This window comes from Paenibacillus jiangxiensis (assembly GCF_046098255.1).
Taxonomy (GTDB): domain Bacteria; phylum Bacillota; class Bacilli; order Paenibacillales; family Paenibacillaceae; genus Paenibacillus; species Paenibacillus jiagnxiensis.
This window is the reverse complement of sequence record NZ_JBJURI010000026.1, coordinates 22,233-39,847: the sequence shown is the minus strand read 5'-3', so window position 1 is coordinate 39,847 and position 17,615 is coordinate 22,233. Positions and strand designations below refer to the sequence as shown.

Here is a 17,615-nt window from a genome sequence, read left to right as displayed (position 1 = left end):
TGCCTTTTATTCATTCACATGGTATCGTCCTCTTGGTATCACCAACGGAGAACCAGAAACGGGGTCTTTGATCACCGTGCAATCGAGCCCGAAAATGTCCTTGACCAATGTGCTTGTTATCACCTTTGATGGCTCGCCCTCTGCCACAAGCTTTCCTTTTTGAAGCGCAAAAATATGGTCTGCGTATCGCGCGGACAAGTTGATATCATGAAGAACCATGACAATGGTAGTTCCGTGTTTTCGGTTAAGGTCTGTGAGCAGGTCAAGAATTTCCACTTGATAGGTGATGTCCAAATAGGTTGTCGGTTCATCGAGCAATAAAATATCTGTTTCTTGCGCCAGAGCCATGGCAATCCAGACGCGCTGTCTTTGGCCGCCCGACAGCTCGTCAATATGATGGTTGGCAAGCTCGGTTATATCCATAATTCTCATCGCTTCCGCAACGGCCTCAACATCCTTTTTTGTCCATCCGCTGAGTACGGATTGGTGCGGAAATCTTCCTCGTCCCACCAAATCCGCAACAGAAATTCCTTCCGGAACAATGGGGGACTGCGGCAGCAGTCCCAAGATTCTAGCCAATTGTTTTGGTGGAATTTTGCCAATCGGCTTTCCGCCAAGAGAGACATTGCCGGATGCAGGCTTTATCAGCCTTGCCAGTGTTTTCAGAAGGGTAGACTTTCCGCAGCCGTTTGCTCCAATAATAACGCTTATTTTATTACTGGGGATAACAAGGTCTACTCCTTGTATAACCGTTCTATTCTCATAACCTGCTACGATTTGTTCGGCTTGAAAAAGATGTGTCGGTTTCATTATAGTTCTCCCTTTCGATTCATTCGGATGAGCAGGAAGATCAGATACGGTGCTCCGAGTAATCCGGTTATAATGCCTACAGGGAATCTGTACTCAAAAGCAAATTGTCCGATTAGATCTGCCGCCAGAACCAAGTTGACACCAACAAGACCCGCCGGAATTGCGTTTGAGAAGCCAGCACCGGCTAATCTTTTTGCAATCGGTCCCGAAAGGAAGGAGACAAAGGCTATTGGGCCCGTGGTAGCGGTAGCAATAGCAATCATGCAGACGGAACTCAAAATAAGCGCTATTCTTGTCTTGTCCGTGTCCACACCGAGAGAAGTAGCCGATTGTTCTCCAAGCTCCAATATACTTAGATGTTTTCCCAGCACGATAACGATAGGCGCAAAGATCATAACCGTTATCACAAGAGGCGGGAGTTCGTCCATTTGAGAGCCATTAAGGCTGCCGGTGAGCCACCTGAGTGCTGCGGGAATATCCTGTTGTGCACCAATCAGCAGAAGATAGGATATCATGGCATCAAGCATGGCCTGTATGCCGATTCCGATCAGAATTAACCGCCCGACCGAAAATGATTTTCCTCTGGACAATATATAAATGAGTATTACTGTAGCAAGACCTGCAATGACTGAAGCAACGGAAATGACAGCTCCGCTAGTATGAAATATGGTTATACATAAAACAGCCGCCGCGCTTGAGCCGGAGGTAATACCAATGACATTCGGGTTTGCAAGGGGATTGCGCAGCATGGTCTGGAAGGTGTATCCGGCAAGGCCGAAAGCAAATCCGGCGAACAGACCTGCCAGCATTCTTGGCAGACGAATGGTATTCACCGCAAAAGACACACCTTTGAGGTGCTCCCCTGAAAGGACCCGGATGACATCCTTAACCGGATAAACGGTGCTCCCCAGTAAAAGCATGGCACAGCAAAGAATACATGCAAGAGCCGCAAGGAAGACGGTAACAAGTATCCACCGACGGCGTCTTTGACGTCTGCCGGCTATAATAAATTCAATAGATTGATTTTTCATAATGAGCGCACTTTCGATTTCATAGCTAATATGATGAGGATTGGAGCTCCTATGAACGCTGTAACTACGCCGACTTCAAGCTCTCCAGGGCTGCCGACGAGCCTTCCGCATACATCCGATATCGTCAAAATGATAGCTCCTGAAATAGCTGACATTGGTATAACAAAACGCAAGTCGGGACCAAGAATAAGGCGTATGACATGAGTGGATAAAAGTCCGACAAATCCAACAGGGCCGGCCAGAGCAGTCGCCGCGCCGCACAAAAGAACACCTGCAAGAGCCGCAACAAGCCTCAGTGCCCCTGTTCGAACACCCTGCCCGGTCGCAACTTCGTCTCCCAATGCCAGCGCATTCAGTGCGGGAGCAGTCATAATGGCGATCAGTATGCCGATGATCAGAAACGGAACGAAAGTAGCTATAGCGCTCCAGCTTGCTGAGCCGACGCTTCCTACCTGCCAAAATCTGAATTGATCCATAACATAGGAGCGTGGAATCATGATGGCAGTGACCAGAGAAGAAAGAGCGGCGCTTGTGGCGGCTCCTGCCAAAACAAGCTTAAGGGGCGTAGCACCACCACGCCCCATAGAGCCGATTCCGTATACGAAAACTGCAGTAATCGCAGCCCCGGCTAAAGCCAGCCATATATATTGATTTGCCGTGCTTATGCCCAAGAACGCAATTCCGCAGACCACAAACAATGATGCGCCTGTGTTCACACCCAGTATACTCGGGTCTGCAATCGGGTTGCGGGTGACCGCTTGCATCAGCGATCCGGATACTCCGAGTGACGCGCCGCAAAATAAACTGAAAACGGTCCGGGAAATCCGCTTGCGAACGACGTTTGCTTCATAGGAGTCGATGTCTTGATGAAATAAACCGTTAATCAGTTCATGAAAGCTCACCAGCCGAGAACCTAAGACCAGAGAGGCAATCACGCATGCGGCGAGCAAGACAAAACAAATCACCAAAACCATCGTAAAATTCCTCGGGATATGTGTGCTTGGATGCTTGTTCTTTGAAATCGATGAACTATTCATTGATTTTGTCGACGGCTCCTGCAATTAATTTCAGGTAATCATCAATGGTATAAGCGATCGAAAGCGGATTCGGGTTTCCGGCTGCCGCCAAAGGCGTACCGTCACCAATAAACACAACAGAACCTCTCTGAATCGCCGGAATTTTGCCGAGCAGGGGATCTGCTTTAACAGCTTGATATAAGTCCTCTCCGCCATACCCGATGATGATATCGGCATCGTTCAGAATATCAGCATTCTCGGCACTTAAACTCATGGAGAAGCTGGTAGGATCGCTGATCTGTTGCGTAACACTTTCGGGATAAACCATGCCTAACTCAAGCAGAAAAGAGCCGCGAGGGTCTGCAGGTGTATAGATATGTAGTTTAGACATATCTTTAGCCGAGAAGTTGACCCAGACCACCTTTTTGCCTTGGATCTGAGGATATTTGCCCGCTTTTTCCTTAGTTAAGTTCTCAGTGTCCTTAATGAGTTGCTCGCCTTCCGCTTTCATGCCCATGCCAGTTGTATTCAACATGACTTGCTCACGCCAGGTGGTTAACCAAGGAGTGGTGGGATAGGCTACGACTGGAGCGATTTGACTCAGAATATCATAATCTTCCTGTGTTATGCCGGAGTATGCTGCAAGAATGATATCCGGGTCTGCATCTGAAATCGCCTCAAAATCAAGGCCGTCTGTATCCTGAAAAATGTTGGGATTGTTCACGCCGAGTTCCTTGAGCTTTGCAGCTGTCCAAGGCAAAAGTCCGCTGTCATCCTGAACGCCGTAATTCGCTGCCGAGAAGCCTACAGGGACAACGCCGAGAGCGAGAGCAACATCGTGATTTCCCCATTGAATGGTAACGACTCGTTCAGGCTTGCTTGGGATTTCAGTTTCTCCGAATGCATGCTTGATCCCAATTGGATATTCAGAATTTGCATCCTGGGAAGCGGCTGCTTCTGTTCCAGGAGTATCTGCCGAAGTTGGTGTAGTTGTTGAACTTGATTGCTGAGCTGAACAACCAACCATTAGTACGGTAAGCACAGCCAAAAAAATAAATGTTCTTAATGGGATATTTCGTTTTCCAATCATTGATATAACCCTTTCTTATGATGAACTGTATTTTTAACACTTTTTATAGTTGATAATGATTATCAAAGTCAATATATCAATCTTTTTTCCGGGATGTCAATGAAATATTTGTAAGAGATGCTCCAAACCCGGCATTGTACATATCCTGGCTTTCGCCGTTTCCTGGCATACGCAGCGCACTTTTGCAGGAACAAACCTGCCGTTTGTTGAATATATCCGACAATCGCGTTATTGAATCCCTGGCGAATATCGGAACGCCTTGGCTGCAGGAGGAGAACTACATGAAGACGATCACTGTGCAAAGTCTTATAGAAAAGTTCCATTTGGAAGTACTTGCGGGAGCCAGCCGCATGGATCGTGTGATTACCCGTCCTCGGGCCCATAGACCCGGACTGGAGTTTGTGGGGTATTTTGATTTTTTCCCCATGGAGCGGGTGCAGGTGCTTGGCCGTAAGGAAGTTAACTATTTATTGACACTAACCATAGAAGAACGCAAGCTGCATATCGGAAACATTGTCAAATATCATCCGCCATGCTTTATTGTGACATCAGGGCAGCAGGAGATTCCGTATCTTACCTTGTTCTGCGATCAGGAGGGGATTCCGCTGCTGCGGACGAAGGAGACGACGACGGAGTTTATCGCCAAGCTGGACAGTTATCTGGTTAAGGCACTTGCGCCGGAGATATCGATCCACGGGGTATGTGTGAATGTATCGGGCATAGGCATCCTGCTCCGCGGCAAATCCGGGATTGGTAAAAGCGAAACCGCCCACACGCTCATCAGAAGGGGCCATCGGCTCGTTGCGGACGATATTGTGGTGCTTAAGAAGCTGGGCCCAACGACTTTACTTGGGACCCATAATGAAACCACCCGCGAATTTCTCTCGCTGCGCAGCATCGGCCTGATTAATGTCGTACGCCAATATGGGCGCAGGGCCTTTCAGGACGAGACGCGAATTGTGCTCGACATTGAATTGGCTTCATGGCAAGAGAATTCTCTGAACAATGAGCTGGAATTAGAACCTCAGTTCACAGAATATCTTGGCATCAAAATTCCCCATATCGAAGTCCAGCTTCAACCGGGACGTGACGTGGCTGGTCTAATCGAGGCAGCCGCCAACAACTGGTACCTCAAGCAGCACGGCTACAGTGCCGCTGAGGAGTTCATGCAGCGGATTGACAACAAAATGCAGTAAGCGCAATAGCATCCCAATAAGAAGCAGACGGTGGTATGATTTTCTATGATCATGGATGTTGACGCTTTCAAAAGCATGATATATAATTCAATCAAATGAATAAACCCATTAGACATGTGACTGGTAATGCAGGCAGGATCTAAAATGACAAATGTTTTATTTGTCGTTTTAGGTCCTTTTTTATTTGCAAAAAAGCCTGCCCCTTTCACAAATTTGCGAAAGAAAGGAGCATTGGACATGGATTACAAAAAGACAGCCGCGGAAGTTCTGAAGCATGTGGGCGGCAAGGAAAACATTGCCCATTTGGAGCATTGCTCGACAAGATTGCGGTTTTCTTTAGTCGATAACAGCAAAGCCGATGTCAAGCGGCTCGAAAGTATTCCTGGAGTGATCGCCGTAAAAATGACCGGCCAGTGCCAGGTCGTCATCGGGAATGAAGTTGTTGAAGTTTATGATGCGGTCAGTCATTTGCTGGGCTCGCCGAACCCGGACTCGGAATCCGCTGCGGCATCCGCCGCAAAACCGAAAGAGAAGAAAAAAGTTGGCAGCGTTATTTTGGATTTTATCGTGGGTGTGTTTCAGCCGCTGATTCCAGCCATTGCCGGCGCAGGGATGTTAAAGTCACTGCTGCTGCTGCTCGGTTTAATGAATGTTCTCGACCCGGACGGCCACACTTATAAAATCTTGGTCCAAATTGGAGACGCGGCTCTGTACTTTCTTCCATTATTAGTCGCCGTTACCACTGCGAACAAACTGAAAGTAAATACTTTGGTGGCACTGGCTGCCGTCGGCGCATTGCTTCTGCCGAACATGGCGGCCATGCTCGGAGAAGGCGCTCAATTCTTTGGTATTCAGGTCAAAAACATCGCCTATGCTTATCAGGTCTTTCCGGCGATTCTGACCGTGTTGCTTTATGCTCAAATGGAGAAATTGTTCACACGAATATCGCCGAAAGTGATCCGGATCTTTTTTGTCCCGATGATGTCGCTGCTCATTACCGTTCCGGTTTCGTTGTTATTTCTGGGTCCGCTCGGTTATACGCTCGGCGAAGGTTTCTCATCCATCATCTTAACCTTGTTCGATAAGGTGGGTTGGATTGCCGTAGCGCTCTTGGCCGCCGTCTTGCCGCTGATGGTATCCGTCGGCATGCACAAAGCGCTCATTCCTTATGCCATCTCCGCGATCGGAAGCACCGGCAAGGAATTGCTCTATATGCCCGCTTCGCTTGCCCACAATATCGCCGAAAGCGGCGCCTGCTTCGCCGTTGCGGTGCGGACCAAGGATAAAGCGCTAAGAGCCACGGCCATCTCCGCCGGCATTTCCGCCTTGTTCGGCATTACGGAGCCGGCCTTGTACGGGGTCACCCTGCAAAATAAAAAAGTGCTCGGCAGCGTCATGATCAGTTCTCTTATTGGCGGGGCGTTTACCGGTATTGTCGGCTTGCAGGCATTTGTGCTGGTCGGACCTGGGCTAGCCAGCCTATCCATGTTTATCTCGGAAGAGCTGCCGCGGAATATCATCAATGCCGTCATCGCGCTGGTCATCTCTTTCGTTGTTGCCTTTGCAGCGGCCTTTATTCTCGGCAAGGACAACAAGGCCAAAGTGGAAGAGCGCCAATTTGCTGATCAACCCAATACGGTGAGAGAGTTCAAAAGTCCGGTGATTGGGGAAATGATTCCCTTATCTGAAGTGAAGGATGAGGTCTTTTCCACTAAAGCGATGGGGGATGGAATTGCAGTCATTCCTGCCAAAGGTGAATTATACGCGCCAGTGGATGGTAAAATTGAGATGGTTTTCGGCAAAAACCATGCCATTGCCATGAGTACAGCGAACGGCATCGAGATGCTGTTCCATGTAGGGATCGATACCGTCAGATTGCGGGGCAAATATTTTGAACCCCAGGTTAAGGCCGGGGATGAAGTCAAAGCTGGCGATTTATTGCTGAAGTTTGATCTTGAGAAGATTATTGAAGAAGGTTATGATCCGGTAACCATCGCCATCGTGACCAATAAGGACAAATACGCAGTAGAGGTTGCGGATGTAAAACAGGTGAATCAACAGGATACTTTGATGTTTGTAACCGCTATAGGAAATTAAACCAAGGGGGAGAATAGAAATGAGCAAAGGATTTCCGAAGAACTTTTTATGGGGTGGCGCTATTGCCGCCAATCAGGCGGAAGGCGCTTGGAACGTGGATGGGAGAGGTTTGTCCGTGGCTGATATAGCCACATACAAATCCCATTTAAATGTCGATGATTACGAAGCCCACCACGTCGTTACCTCCGAAATGATCGAACGGGCGATGAAAGACCCGGACGTCCAAAAATACCCCAAACGCAGAGGGATCGATTTTTATCACCGGTATAAGGAGGATTTGGCCCTGTTTGCCGAAATGGGCTTCAAGGCCCTGCGTGTCTCCATAGCCTGGAGCCGGATTTTTCCGACCGGTGAAGAGAACGAGCCTAATGAGTTGGGGCTGAAGTTTTATGACAATTTGTTCACGGAAATGAGACGGCTCGGCATCGAACCGATCGTCACGCTTTCCCACTATGAAATGCCGCTTGCTTTAAGCGTCAAATACAACGGCTGGGCGGAAAGAAAGGTCATCGATTATTTTGTGAAATTCAGCAATGTCTGCTTCACGCGTTATAAGGACCTGGTGAAGTACTGGCTGACCTTCAACGAAGTTGACAGCATCAACCGCCATCCTTTCACAACCGCAGGTATCGTCCCGGATCGTTGTCCGGAGGGCAAGGTTGAGGAAGTTATTTATCAGGCGCTTCATCATCAGTTTGTCGCCTCGGCCTTGGTTACGGCGGATTGCCACCGCATCATTCCGGGCAGCCAGGTAGGCTGCATGCTGACAAAGCTGACGACCTATCCGAATACGTGCCATCCCCAAGATGTGGAGATGACGCTGAGACGGAATCTGAACAATTATTTTTATGCGGATGTACAGGTATTTGGCGAATATCCGGTTATGATCGAAAGAATGCTTGAACAGAAAAATATTCATCTGCAAATGGAAGCGGAAGACAGGGAGATTTTGCGGAAGCATACAGTCGATTTTGTTTCTTTCAGCTACTACATGTCGCTGACCGAGTCTGCAAAAGAAGGGCTGGAGCGGGCGTCCGGCAATACGATTTCAGGGGTGAAAAATCCTTACTTGCCTTCGACGGAATGGGGATGGCAGATCGACCCGGTCGGCCTGAAAATTTCCTTAATCGAGTTATACGACCGCTACAGAAAACCGCTGCTCATTGTGGAAAACGGCATGGGCGCCGTGGACCAGGTGGAAAGTGATGGCTCCATCCACGATGACTACCGGATCAAATATTTTAGAGAACACTTTACACAAATGAAAGAAGCGGTGGAAGCTGGTGTTGACCTGTTTGGTTACACAAGCTGGGCGCCGATTGATATCATCAGTGCTGGCACCTCCCAAATGTCCAAAAGATACGGCTTCATTTATGTCGATCAGGATGACGAAGGAAACGGGACTTTGCAGCGCAGCCGGAAGGACTCTTTTTACTGGTATAAAAAAGTGATTGAAAGCAATGGTGAAGATCTGGATTAATTCCCCATCTCTCGATCAGGAAGGTGACCCGTGTTGATCAAAATCAAAAAAGTGTTGAATTCCAGCGTGGTTTTGGTAGAGGATGAGCAGAACAAGGAATACATTCTGTTTGGCAAAGGCATCGGTTATGGCCAAAAAGCGGGCAATATCGTCGAGGAACACCAGGCCGACCAGATGTTCGTACCTGTCGAAAATGTCAAAGTCAAAGAGTATCTCGGTGTATTGGACGCCATTCCTCCGGTATACGTGGAACTGACCGGGCAGATTGTGGCTTACGCGGAAAAGATGCTGCAAACCAAGCTCAACACGGGGATCTATTTTACCCTGATGGATCATTTGCATTTTGCGGTGGAACGGTATCATAAAAATATTGCGATTACCAACAAGGTTTTTTGGGAAATTAAAAATTACTATACTGAAGAATATGAGATCGGGCTGTTCTCCTTGGAGCTGATCAAAGAAAGGCTGCACATCGAAATGCCCAAGGAGGAAGCGGCCAATATCGCTTTTCATTTAATCAATGCCCAAAGCGAGGAGAAGGAATCCAAGGATGGCATGAAGATGGCCAAAATGATCGGCAGCATCGTCAACCTGGTGCGGTATTCGATGAATATTGATATGGATACGGAAAACGTTCATTATACCCGCTTTGTCACCCATGTTAAGTTTTTTGTGGAGCGATTATATACGGATAAGATGTTAGAGAACAGTGACAATATATTGTTTGAGCAAATTGCCAGCCTTTATCCGGAGTCGATGGACGGAGCTTTCAAGATCAAGGAATATATTAACCAGGTGTACGTGAAAACCATTCCTAACGAGGAACTCACCTATCTGGCCGTGCATATTCACAGGTTAATTTCCCATAACCAGTTGGCTTAGAAGATGGGGGTTCTCTAACATTGAGAGTAAGCAACATCATGATTTCATTTGTTGGGTGTTTTATTATGGCTTTAGGCGTAAATCTTGGTTACGTTCCTGTTCATCTATTTAGCACAGGTTTTCCGGGGATCGGGGTTCTTACCCTCTATGCTTTAAATTGGAATACAGGCATCGTTGTATTTGCTCTTAATATTCCTTTGTTTTTACTGGCTTGGAAGCGTATTGGGCGTTCCTTTGTTATCCAGACGATGATGGTTGCAGGGGTATTGTCCGTCTTCCTCGACCTTCTGTATCCCATTCGGAATTGGGTGCATCCTCCTTTATGGTTAGGTATTGTGATTGGAGGAGCTTTTTTGGGATTGGGGTCGGGGATCGTTTTTCGACAAGGACTGACTAGCGGAGGCGTAGGGCTATTAGCCCGGTTAATTCAACTTCGTTTTCCGAATCTGAAAATGGGAACCGTTCATATTGCATTTGATTTTTTTGTGCTTATACTAGGAGCCCTGGTCATGGATATCAGGACGGCATTCTTCACTTTCTTAGCATCAATCATTATGGGGCGAACCATGGACTTCACAAAAGGAGCGCGAAATCCTTTTAAAAAGAAATCAGAGAAACTGTATAATCAAGCATCTTGAGCCTTTGTACTGTACTGAAGGTTTCCGAAGAAGGAGCTGCCGCTATCTATGGTATGCTCCTTCTTATTTTTTTGCAGGTAGACCCGTTGCAGGGAATCGTGTCATAACAAATAAAGCGAAAACGGATTTCATAAATATAGCATTCATTTTCACATCAAGTAAAAGGGGGATTTGGTTATTCGTCACGAAACCTTTGTTTTAACTTTCTTACATGGGTATCCATGATCTCTTCCATGCTGATATCATACTTCTTAGCCAAAATGATCAGGTTGCTGAGCACATCTCCTAGTTCTTCTGTTAGCTCCCTCTTTAGTTCATCAGTTCGTTTATCAGCTTCGTCAGGACGATCTCTCCCGATCTCTAACGAACGCACCACTCTTGCGACTTCTCCTGCTTCTTCCATTAAAAAGCCCATTCGAATAAATGGACCATAATCCGCCCATCCCCTGGTTTTATAAAAGGTTTCTACCCAATGCTGAAATTCCTTTGAGTCCATCTCTTCACTTCCATATCTATATTTAGTAACATATATATCATATCATAACAAGATGTAGTGTGAGGGGATATGTATGAAAAAAATATGTGTATATGCTGGATCTAACTTGGGGGAAGAAAATGAATTTCAGATCCATGCCCGACAATTAGGTGAAGAAATTGTAAGGAACGGATTGGAGCTTGTCTACGGGGGATCTAATGTAGGGTTGATGGGTGAGGTGGCAAATACCGTATTAGAATTAGGCGGCACTGTTACTGGCGTTATGCCGAAGGGATTGTTTGCTGGAGAAATGGTTCATACAGGATTGTCCAAACTGATTGAAGTAGAAAATATGCATCAACGGAAGGCGACCATGAGTGAGCTGGCAGATGGTTTTATTGCATTGCCCGGAGGATATGGGACATTTGAAGAACTCTTTGAAGCATTATGCTGGTCCCAGATTGGAATTCATAAAAAGCCTGTTGGTATTTTCAATATTAATGAGTATTATGAGCCATTGTTAGCAATGGTTCACCAAGGGATCATGAAAGGATTTATGAATCCAAGCCACTTGGATCTGATGATAATAGCTACAGAAGCAGCCGACCTCTTAGACCGAATGAAAACATACCAATACCCGACATTAGATAATAAATGGAAACAATTGTCCAAATAGTAGCTCTCTGCCGATGAAAATGAAAAAGCTGCTCAACGGGGAGCGGCTTGTCATATTTGTATAGATTAGGGCAGTTTCTCGGAAACCCGGAGTGCAACGCGAATTGTTTCCAGGACGGCACATACGTCTCTGGCCGCAAAGTTGGAAGTCCTCCCGTGATTTGTTTTTAATGGATTGGGCTGATCATGTTGATGGAAATGCTTTGTCGCTGGCCAGTACTGCTCCGGATGATACGTATCGTAATGGAACTTCCAACTTGCCTCGGGGTTGCCTGGATCGTATTGCCAATCATATTCAAATTGAATTACATAAGGCGCAACGTTTCTACGATCCTGTATGTATTCAGAGGCGTGCAGGGTCCCGCCTCCATATTTGATCCGAATCATTTTCCGGACTTGAGGATACCGATCACGTCCCTCTTTGTTCCCAGCAATAATATCTCCATCAATGATATCATCAAATTCTTTACGTACGTAATCCCAATCGGTGGGGACAATGGGAGGTCTGGGTACGTGTTTTTCGACGTATTCGCTATATCGACTCATGAAAGTTCTTCAAGTCTCGCCCGGTAAAACCGCCAACGGGAAACGTCACTTTCCTGCTCACTCGTGAGATTTTGAAAATTAAACGCATCGTTGAAGTCTTTCCCACCATACTTTTGTTTGAGAAATTCAATTTCACCGATTAGCATATCTCTTTCGTCTACATCGGCAAATGACTTGCTCTCTTGGCGTCTGTAACGTTCGACGATCAGACCAAGAGGCTCAATACGCCCATCGCGATGTTGAAACGGAGTAAAATGGGGAATTCGCGCATGTTTATGCGGCTTCCGCTGATAGCCGACAAACCGGCCTTCATCAATCCAATTATTGATGGCAGTCACCGAAACGTTGAAAACTTCGGCCAGATAGGTTGTTTTATAGCTAGCAGACACAGCTGGCTCGGCGGACGAACGAGCATTCAAGTCCACATAGTCAATCAATTTTTCAACGGCAGCAGCAACCTCCGACTCGGGAGCGCTTGCATGTGTAATTATGGCGTAATCGCGCATTAGTTCAACCAAGTTCTTTAGAGAACGTACATTTAATGTAAGAACTTCGTGGTCTTCTTTTTCCGCTATGACGCTGAGGAGTTCTCTTGTTTGAGTCCGAACTTCCACTGTCGTCATTATACTCACCCCTTCGCCCATAGTATATATCACCTCCCATCTTAGCAAACTGCAACTTAAATTACAAGAAAACTACAAGCTTAACTACAACCAGTATATGTTCTCATCTTAACCGGTATGAGTTCAAATCATACCTTAAAAATCTGTGTTGCTGAGTGCCTATCTCAAGATGTACCAAGAAGAGAAACGATCTGAAAAGGAGAGAGGTGTGTTAATGAATTGTGACATATCTCTACATCGGAGGCAGAAGCGGTGTTGAAAAAAATAGCATGAAAATCCCTTAAGAACATCTTTGAATTATTGATTATATGGAGAACCCTATCACAGGTGACGGCGAAAAATGGATTGTAGGTATAACGGTGAGAACGTTGAAAATGTGCTATAAAGGAGTTGTATCTGTTAGACCTTGAGTTTTACGGCTTTTAGTTCTTTTTGACTATATAATTTCCTCTTGTTTTCCATTATGTGGTATGATAAGGATAGGTAATTAGTTGCTAGTTGGGATATAACGGAGGTATTTATCAAGTTTAAGAATAATCTGAAAGCGACTTGAAAGGATTGAAAATATGAGGTATCCAATCGGAAAATTCAGAAATAATGATCTTCAAATATATCAATTTCAACTAAGAGATAGGTTAAAGAGCGTTTTTTTGAATGAAGAAGTTCAGGAAGAATGGTCATCTAAGCGAGATGAATATGGATTGACTATATATTCTCCTCGCTTAGATATCGCGGTCGGACCATTTGCCACACATGATCGCCTTGGACATGAATACGATAGCATTTTGAGAAGGCCTATTGTCGAAGAGTTCTTAAAGGTATTGGTTGAATATAATAGAATTAATCTGGAGGCATTTGATTACTTTGTTCGTCCTCCAGAATATGATGATATTAAATATATGAATCATAATGCAAGGTGTTTTATGGCTATAGAAATAGAACACTTAGTAAGCAGGAAACACTTAATTGGAGGAGCAATAAACGCCTCTGCTTTGGGTAGATTTGGAGTAGTTATTCCTTGGTCAGATGAAAAGTTGAGAGCATTTATCAAATTAGTCAGATATCTTCATTATCTTCGTTTTGCTGAGAAAAACACATTCAATACTACAAATTTATTAATTATCACAAAGGAACAAATGGACGCAGCGCTTCAAGATTTAATTGGGTCTAATCAAAAGCGCGTTTAAATTCAATATTTATTTTTCTAAGGCTACTAATCTGTTTCTCATTTAATGTGCTAACAATTCCTATGAATTCATCAATAGCCTCTCTCTTTAAAGACTCGTCATTATCTATTTCACTATCTGAATACATCAACTCACCAAGAGATACCTTCAGGGCGATTAGAACTTTCTCCAACGTATCAATGGAAAAGTTTCTTTCGCCTCTTTCTATTGCTCCGATATATCTATAATCCAATCCGGCGATATCAGCCAGTTTTTGCTGTGTAAGGCCTTTGGCATTTCTCATTGCTCTGATTCGTATTCCGACTAATTGGCGCAGATCTGACATTATAACCACCTCATAACAAGCTTAGATAAGATAGGTTATAAAAGTCAGGGCAAAATATCTAGCAATAATGGTGTGAATTACACATTATAAATAGTATAATGAATGAAAATAGTCATCTCTGAGGAGTGCAACTTCGTCTATACTAATTTTGTAAAGGAGGAGTCATCTTTGCAAACTTTCATCCTGAAATCACTCAACCCAGACATTATTGTTGGAATGCTAAATATGTGCTGCAGATTTTGAAAATTGGGACAAGGTGGTAGAGACGGCTGATATCCTGCATCAGTGTGTACATTGTATCCATGAAGAGCGGCGGGAGCGTCAATCCAAAGGTTGGTCTGCCCCGTATAATCCTACTGAACGCCCGTTGCTGTATTATCACGGATATAGTTTTGAAATGAAGGGTCTTGCCTATCAGAAGCTGGGGAGGGTAGAGGAGGCGCGAGCGTGTATCAGGCGATATGCGGGGCTGGAATGGATGGGCACGCTGAATGAGGCGGAAGAGCAGGTGATACAGGAGTTCAAACATAAAGCACAGGTGAACCTTTCTGCCCTGGAGATTGAGGCAGGACATGTGGAGCTGCTGGAGGAGTATGTGAATTTTCTGTATAAGCATCCCGAGGAATGGGTAAAGGGGCTGACAGCGATCATGGAGGCGGCGGTCCGGCATGGATGGCAGGTTGATCGGGTGTTACATACATTTAGCGAACAAATTGACGGCTTCAGCATAGAATCAAGTTCATCAAACAACGATAATATGTACCATTACTTCTATCACCGGGCGATATACGAACAGGGGATGGGGCGGCCGCAGGATGCAGTCGAGTGCATTTTGCAGGCGCTAAGACTTGCCCATGAGCTGGGGATGGATCGATATTTCAAAAGGTGTACTTCAAAATTTGAATCGTTACGGGAAACAGCAACGAAGGAGCAAATAGAGCGATATCGAGCGTTTTTGAAGAGAGTGGAGTAAACACCGGGATAGCTGTAGTGCTTGACGATCTGATGCAGCCTATGACAGTATGATAGAGACTAGATCAATATTATGAATGGAGAATCCAAAAAATTAATGTCTAACTTGCCTAATTGTCCGAAATGCAATTCTGAATACACGTATGAGGACGGAAGCTTGCTGGTGTGCCCGGAATGTGCTCATGAGTGGAGCCTGGAATCCGATTCTGCAGCCGGTGGAGACGAAAAAATCGTAAAAGATGCCAACGGTAACATCCTGCGGGATGGAGACTCGGTTACTGTCATCAAGAACCTGAAAGTAAAAGGATCTTCATCGGTCCTGAAGATCGGCACCAAGGTTAAAAACATTCGTCTGATTGATGGGGATCACGATATTGATTGCAAAATCGATGGATTCGGAGCGATGAAATTAAAATCGGAGTTTGTAAAAAAGGCCTAAGATGCTGAAGGGGCTGTCCCTAAGCCATTTTCAATGACTTTTGGGACAGCCCTATAAATAAAGTCTACCTATAAACTATTTGTTGCCGGGAGCAGGCATATCGACCCCTTGTATCCGGTGTCGATGTCCATGATCGAAAGTAGTATAAAAATCATAATAATGAACATGTCTGCCGTCACCTACGGGAATCGCGGGTCCTGAATAGGCTTTGTAATGATGAACATGACCGTTTTCAAATAATACATATCCTTCCGTATAGTGGACATGACTTCCATCTTGGGTTGCAATGGCCGGTGACGTTACATCCAGACACTGATGCACGTGTCCCTGATCAAGAGATGTATAGTCCACCGAACCATGAGTATGACCAGGAACGAAACCTGTTACGGAACTGTCCTTTGTAATCAATACAATCCAACTCCTTACCATGATCTTCTTTTATCATATGAAGAAGGTACTGGGTTGGGCACTGCAATTCAACATGAGTAAAGAGAAAAAGCCACTGACAAAGCCCTCTGTTCAAAACCACCCACAATATGATAGCCGCGTGTGACAAGGTCTCTGGATATGAAAAAGGAGCCGGGGCGGCTCCTTCTTTAATGTTTAATACATACATTTTGCTGTTAGATTGAGTTTACTTGCAGCAAAATTCTTCCCCGTCCATGTCTTGCTTCGCTTTTCTCCAGCGCTTTGTCGGCTTGGCTTAGCGGGAAAGTGGAATCGATCTCTGCTTTGATCGTCCCCTCGGCCATTAATTCCGTTATCGTCTGCAGGTTCTCGTATGTTGGGAACTTGGTGTTGAATTTAGCGGTAACGCCGTGCTTTTGCGCGTTCTCCTGGGATGGATCCTGAGCCAAAGAGACGAGAATTCCGCCCTTCTTCAGAACGGCCCAGGATCGATTCTCGGTATCTCCTCCAACGGAATCGACGACCAGATCCGCTTCTTTGACGACATCCTTGAAAGCCGTCGTGGTATAGTCGATGACCTGGTCCGCTCCCAAAGACTTGACGAAGTCCAGATTAGAGGCGGAAGCCGTAGCGATCACGGTTGCTCCTTTCCACTTGGCCAGCTGAACGGCAAATTGTCCAACACCGCCTGCTGCCGCATGAATGAGAACGGTTTGGCCAGGCTGGAGCTCGCCTTCGGTGAACAATGCTTTCCAAGCCGTTTCGGCTCCTGCCTTAATCGTTGCCGCATCTTCAAAGGTGAGACGATCAGGCATTTTAACTAATTCCTGGGCTTGCGCGATGCCATATTCAGCATAGGCCCCTCGGACACTGCCAAAAACACGATCCCCCGGTTTGAACTCCGTTACACCTTGCCCCACCTCTTCGACAACTCCGGAAGCGTAAAATCCAGGGATGTAGGGGAATGTTACAGGGAAAACCTCTTGAAGCCAGCCGTTACGAATTTTAAAGTCAAGCGGAATAACCGTAGTATACACAATGCGAACGAGCACTTCATCCGTTTGCGGTTGAGGGCGTTCAACTTTTTCTACCTTTAAAACATTTGGACCGCCATATTCATTGACCAGAATGGCCTGCATTGACTTGTTAGACATGCTAATCTCTCCTTTTTCACTCATCATTTTTTTGATTTACAGTTAAGCTTCTAATGAAGCGGCAATTTTTTGTGCCAAGGCTGTAAACAGTATTTTTTCTTCGTCATTGAGAACTTGCGTTGTTATCTCTTCCAGCTTGCTCCAAGCCTCGATCACTTTAGGTTCAAACTCACGACCCGCCTGGGTAAGCGATACAATGGTTACGCGTTTATCTTCCTGGGAGCGGCTGCAGGTAACCAACCCAGCCTCTTCCAAACGGCGAACGGATTTGGCAATGGTCGAGTGATCAAGTCGCAGCGACCGTGAGAGACTATTCTGTGATTGGCTGTCTCGGTGCCACAGCTGCATCAGCACGATTTCCTGACCTGGGTATAAGCCTGCTTCCCGAAGCAGCTGGGCCCCAATCCTATGATGTGAACGAGCAATGCCAAATATAGAAAAGCTTACGGGAAATTCCTTTACTGCCCTGATTTCATGTTCAATGGATTCATTATTATTTCTTTTTACAATAAGTTTAATCACATCCTTTGATTTATGTGGTCGTCAACGTAAGTGAATGATTAAAAGTTAT

General features: G+C 45.7%; 20 protein-coding genes. 9 read left to right on the top strand and 11 right to left on the bottom strand.

Annotated elements, in window-relative coordinates:
- Positions 1-6: 6 nt before the first annotated feature.
- Genes ACI1P2_RS22570 through ACI1P2_RS22555 form a run of 4 tightly spaced genes read right to left on the bottom strand, consistent with a single transcriptional unit; the run spans position 7 to position 3,947 of the window.
- Positions 7-810, bottom strand: a complete 804-nt coding sequence (locus tag ACI1P2_RS22570) for an ABC transporter ATP-binding protein (protein WP_355322892.1) — start codon at positions 808-810, stop codon at positions 7-9.
- Positions 810-1,841 carry a FecCD family ABC transporter permease gene (locus ACI1P2_RS22565; RefSeq protein ID WP_355322890.1) on the bottom strand — a complete coding sequence of 344 codons (1,032 nt, stop codon included), beginning with the start codon at positions 1,839-1,841 and terminating at the stop codon, positions 810-812. The genes ACI1P2_RS22570 and ACI1P2_RS22565 overlap by 1 nt, the downstream gene beginning before the upstream one ends.
- Positions 1,838-2,878, bottom strand: coding sequence for a FecCD family ABC transporter permease (locus tag ACI1P2_RS22560; RefSeq protein WP_355322888.1), 1,041 nt, complete (start codon positions 2,876-2,878; stop codon positions 1,838-1,840). Before ACI1P2_RS22560 ends, ACI1P2_RS22565 begins: the two co-directional genes overlap by 4 nt.
- A complete protein-coding gene (locus ACI1P2_RS22555; RefSeq protein ID WP_355322886.1) occupies positions 2,871-3,947 on the bottom strand; it encodes an iron-siderophore ABC transporter substrate-binding protein in 1,077 nt (358 codons plus the stop codon). Before ACI1P2_RS22555 ends, ACI1P2_RS22560 begins: the two co-directional genes overlap by 8 nt.
- 281 nt (positions 3,948-4,228) lie before the next feature.
- On the opposite strand from ACI1P2_RS22555, the gene hprK reads away from it, so the two are divergent.
- The 5 genes from hprK (at position 4,229) to ACI1P2_RS22530 (ending at position 10,240) form a co-directional block, all read left to right on the top strand.
- Positions 4,229-5,143 (top strand): HPr(Ser) kinase/phosphatase, encoded by a 915-nt coding sequence (gene hprK / locus ACI1P2_RS22550; protein WP_355322884.1) that lies wholly within the window; start codon positions 4,229-4,231, stop codon positions 5,141-5,143.
- A gap of 237 nt (positions 5,144-5,380) precedes the next feature.
- Positions 5,381-7,240 (top strand): beta-glucoside-specific PTS transporter subunit IIABC, encoded by a 1,860-nt coding sequence (locus ACI1P2_RS22545; RefSeq protein ID WP_355322882.1) that lies wholly within the window; start codon positions 5,381-5,383, stop codon positions 7,238-7,240.
- A 19-nt stretch (positions 7,241-7,259) separates the two neighbouring features.
- Entirely contained in the window at positions 7,260-8,720 is a 1,461-nt protein-coding gene (locus ACI1P2_RS22540) for a glycoside hydrolase family 1 protein (RefSeq protein WP_355322880.1), read from the top strand.
- A gap of 33 nt (positions 8,721-8,753) precedes the next feature.
- Positions 8,754-9,602, top strand: a complete 849-nt coding sequence (locus ACI1P2_RS22535; protein WP_355323016.1) for a PRD domain-containing protein — start codon at positions 8,754-8,756, stop codon at positions 9,600-9,602.
- A gap of 38 nt (positions 9,603-9,640) precedes the next feature.
- A complete protein-coding gene (locus tag ACI1P2_RS22530) occupies positions 9,641-10,240 on the top strand; it encodes a YitT family protein (protein WP_355322878.1) in 600 nt (199 codons plus the stop codon).
- A 175-nt stretch (positions 10,241-10,415) separates the two neighbouring features.
- Here the strand turns inward: ACI1P2_RS22530 and ACI1P2_RS22525 are convergent, their stop codons facing one another.
- Positions 10,416-10,736 carry a MazG-like family protein gene (locus ACI1P2_RS22525; protein ID WP_355322876.1) on the bottom strand — a complete coding sequence of 107 codons (321 nt, stop codon included), beginning with the start codon at positions 10,734-10,736 and terminating at the stop codon, positions 10,416-10,418.
- Positions 10,737-10,809: 73 nt separating this feature from the next.
- On the opposite strand from ACI1P2_RS22525, the gene ACI1P2_RS22520 reads away from it, so the two are divergent.
- On the top strand, positions 10,810-11,391 hold the full coding sequence (locus tag ACI1P2_RS22520) for an LOG family protein (protein WP_355322874.1): 582 nt from the start codon (positions 10,810-10,812) through the stop codon (positions 11,389-11,391).
- A 65-nt stretch (positions 11,392-11,456) separates the two neighbouring features.
- On the opposite strand, the gene ACI1P2_RS22515 is transcribed toward ACI1P2_RS22520, so the two are convergent.
- Positions 11,457-11,936 (bottom strand): hypothetical protein, encoded by a 480-nt coding sequence (locus ACI1P2_RS22515; protein WP_355322872.1) that lies wholly within the window; start codon positions 11,934-11,936, stop codon positions 11,457-11,459.
- Complete coding sequence (locus ACI1P2_RS22510; RefSeq protein WP_355322870.1) at positions 11,933-12,559, bottom strand: hypothetical protein; 627 nt, start codon at positions 12,557-12,559, stop codon at positions 11,933-11,935. Before ACI1P2_RS22510 ends, ACI1P2_RS22515 begins: the two co-directional genes overlap by 4 nt.
- 650 nt (positions 12,560-13,209) lie before the next feature.
- Here ACI1P2_RS22510 and ACI1P2_RS22505 point away from each other — a divergent pair.
- Positions 13,210-13,746 (top strand): hypothetical protein, encoded by a 537-nt coding sequence (locus ACI1P2_RS22505; RefSeq protein ID WP_355322868.1) that lies wholly within the window; start codon positions 13,210-13,212, stop codon positions 13,744-13,746.
- Here the strand turns inward: ACI1P2_RS22505 and ACI1P2_RS22500 are convergent.
- A complete protein-coding gene (locus tag ACI1P2_RS22500) occupies positions 13,727-14,071 on the bottom strand; it encodes a helix-turn-helix domain-containing protein (RefSeq protein ID WP_355322866.1) in 345 nt (114 codons plus the stop codon). The two genes, ACI1P2_RS22505 and ACI1P2_RS22500, sit on opposite strands and share 20 nt — an antisense overlap.
- 397 nt (positions 14,072-14,468) lie before the next feature.
- Between ACI1P2_RS22500 and ACI1P2_RS22495 the strand changes: the two genes are divergently transcribed.
- Positions 14,469-15,044, top strand: coding sequence for a DNA-binding protein (locus ACI1P2_RS22495; RefSeq protein ID WP_408976307.1), 576 nt, complete (start codon positions 14,469-14,471; stop codon positions 15,042-15,044).
- Positions 15,045-15,140: 96 nt separating this feature from the next.
- A complete protein-coding gene (locus tag ACI1P2_RS22490) occupies positions 15,141-15,482 on the top strand; it encodes a zinc ribbon domain-containing protein YjdM (protein WP_355322862.1) in 342 nt (113 codons plus the stop codon).
- A 75-nt stretch (positions 15,483-15,557) separates the two neighbouring features.
- Here ACI1P2_RS22490 and ACI1P2_RS22485 read toward each other — a convergent pair whose 3' ends face one another.
- The 3 genes from ACI1P2_RS22485 to ACI1P2_RS22475 form a co-directional block, all read right to left on the bottom strand.
- Positions 15,558-15,911: a YmaF family protein gene (locus ACI1P2_RS22485; RefSeq protein WP_408976306.1), complete on the bottom strand. Its 354-nt coding sequence runs from the start codon at positions 15,909-15,911 to the stop codon at positions 15,558-15,560.
- Between the two features lie 194 nt (positions 15,912-16,105).
- Entirely contained in the window at positions 16,106-17,044 is a 939-nt protein-coding gene (locus ACI1P2_RS22480; RefSeq protein WP_355322860.1) for an NADP-dependent oxidoreductase, read from the bottom strand.
- 42 nt (positions 17,045-17,086) lie between these two features.
- Entirely contained in the window at positions 17,087-17,566 is a 480-nt protein-coding gene (locus ACI1P2_RS22475) for a MarR family winged helix-turn-helix transcriptional regulator (protein ID WP_355322858.1), read from the bottom strand.
- Between the last annotated feature and the right edge of the window lie 49 nt (positions 17,567-17,615).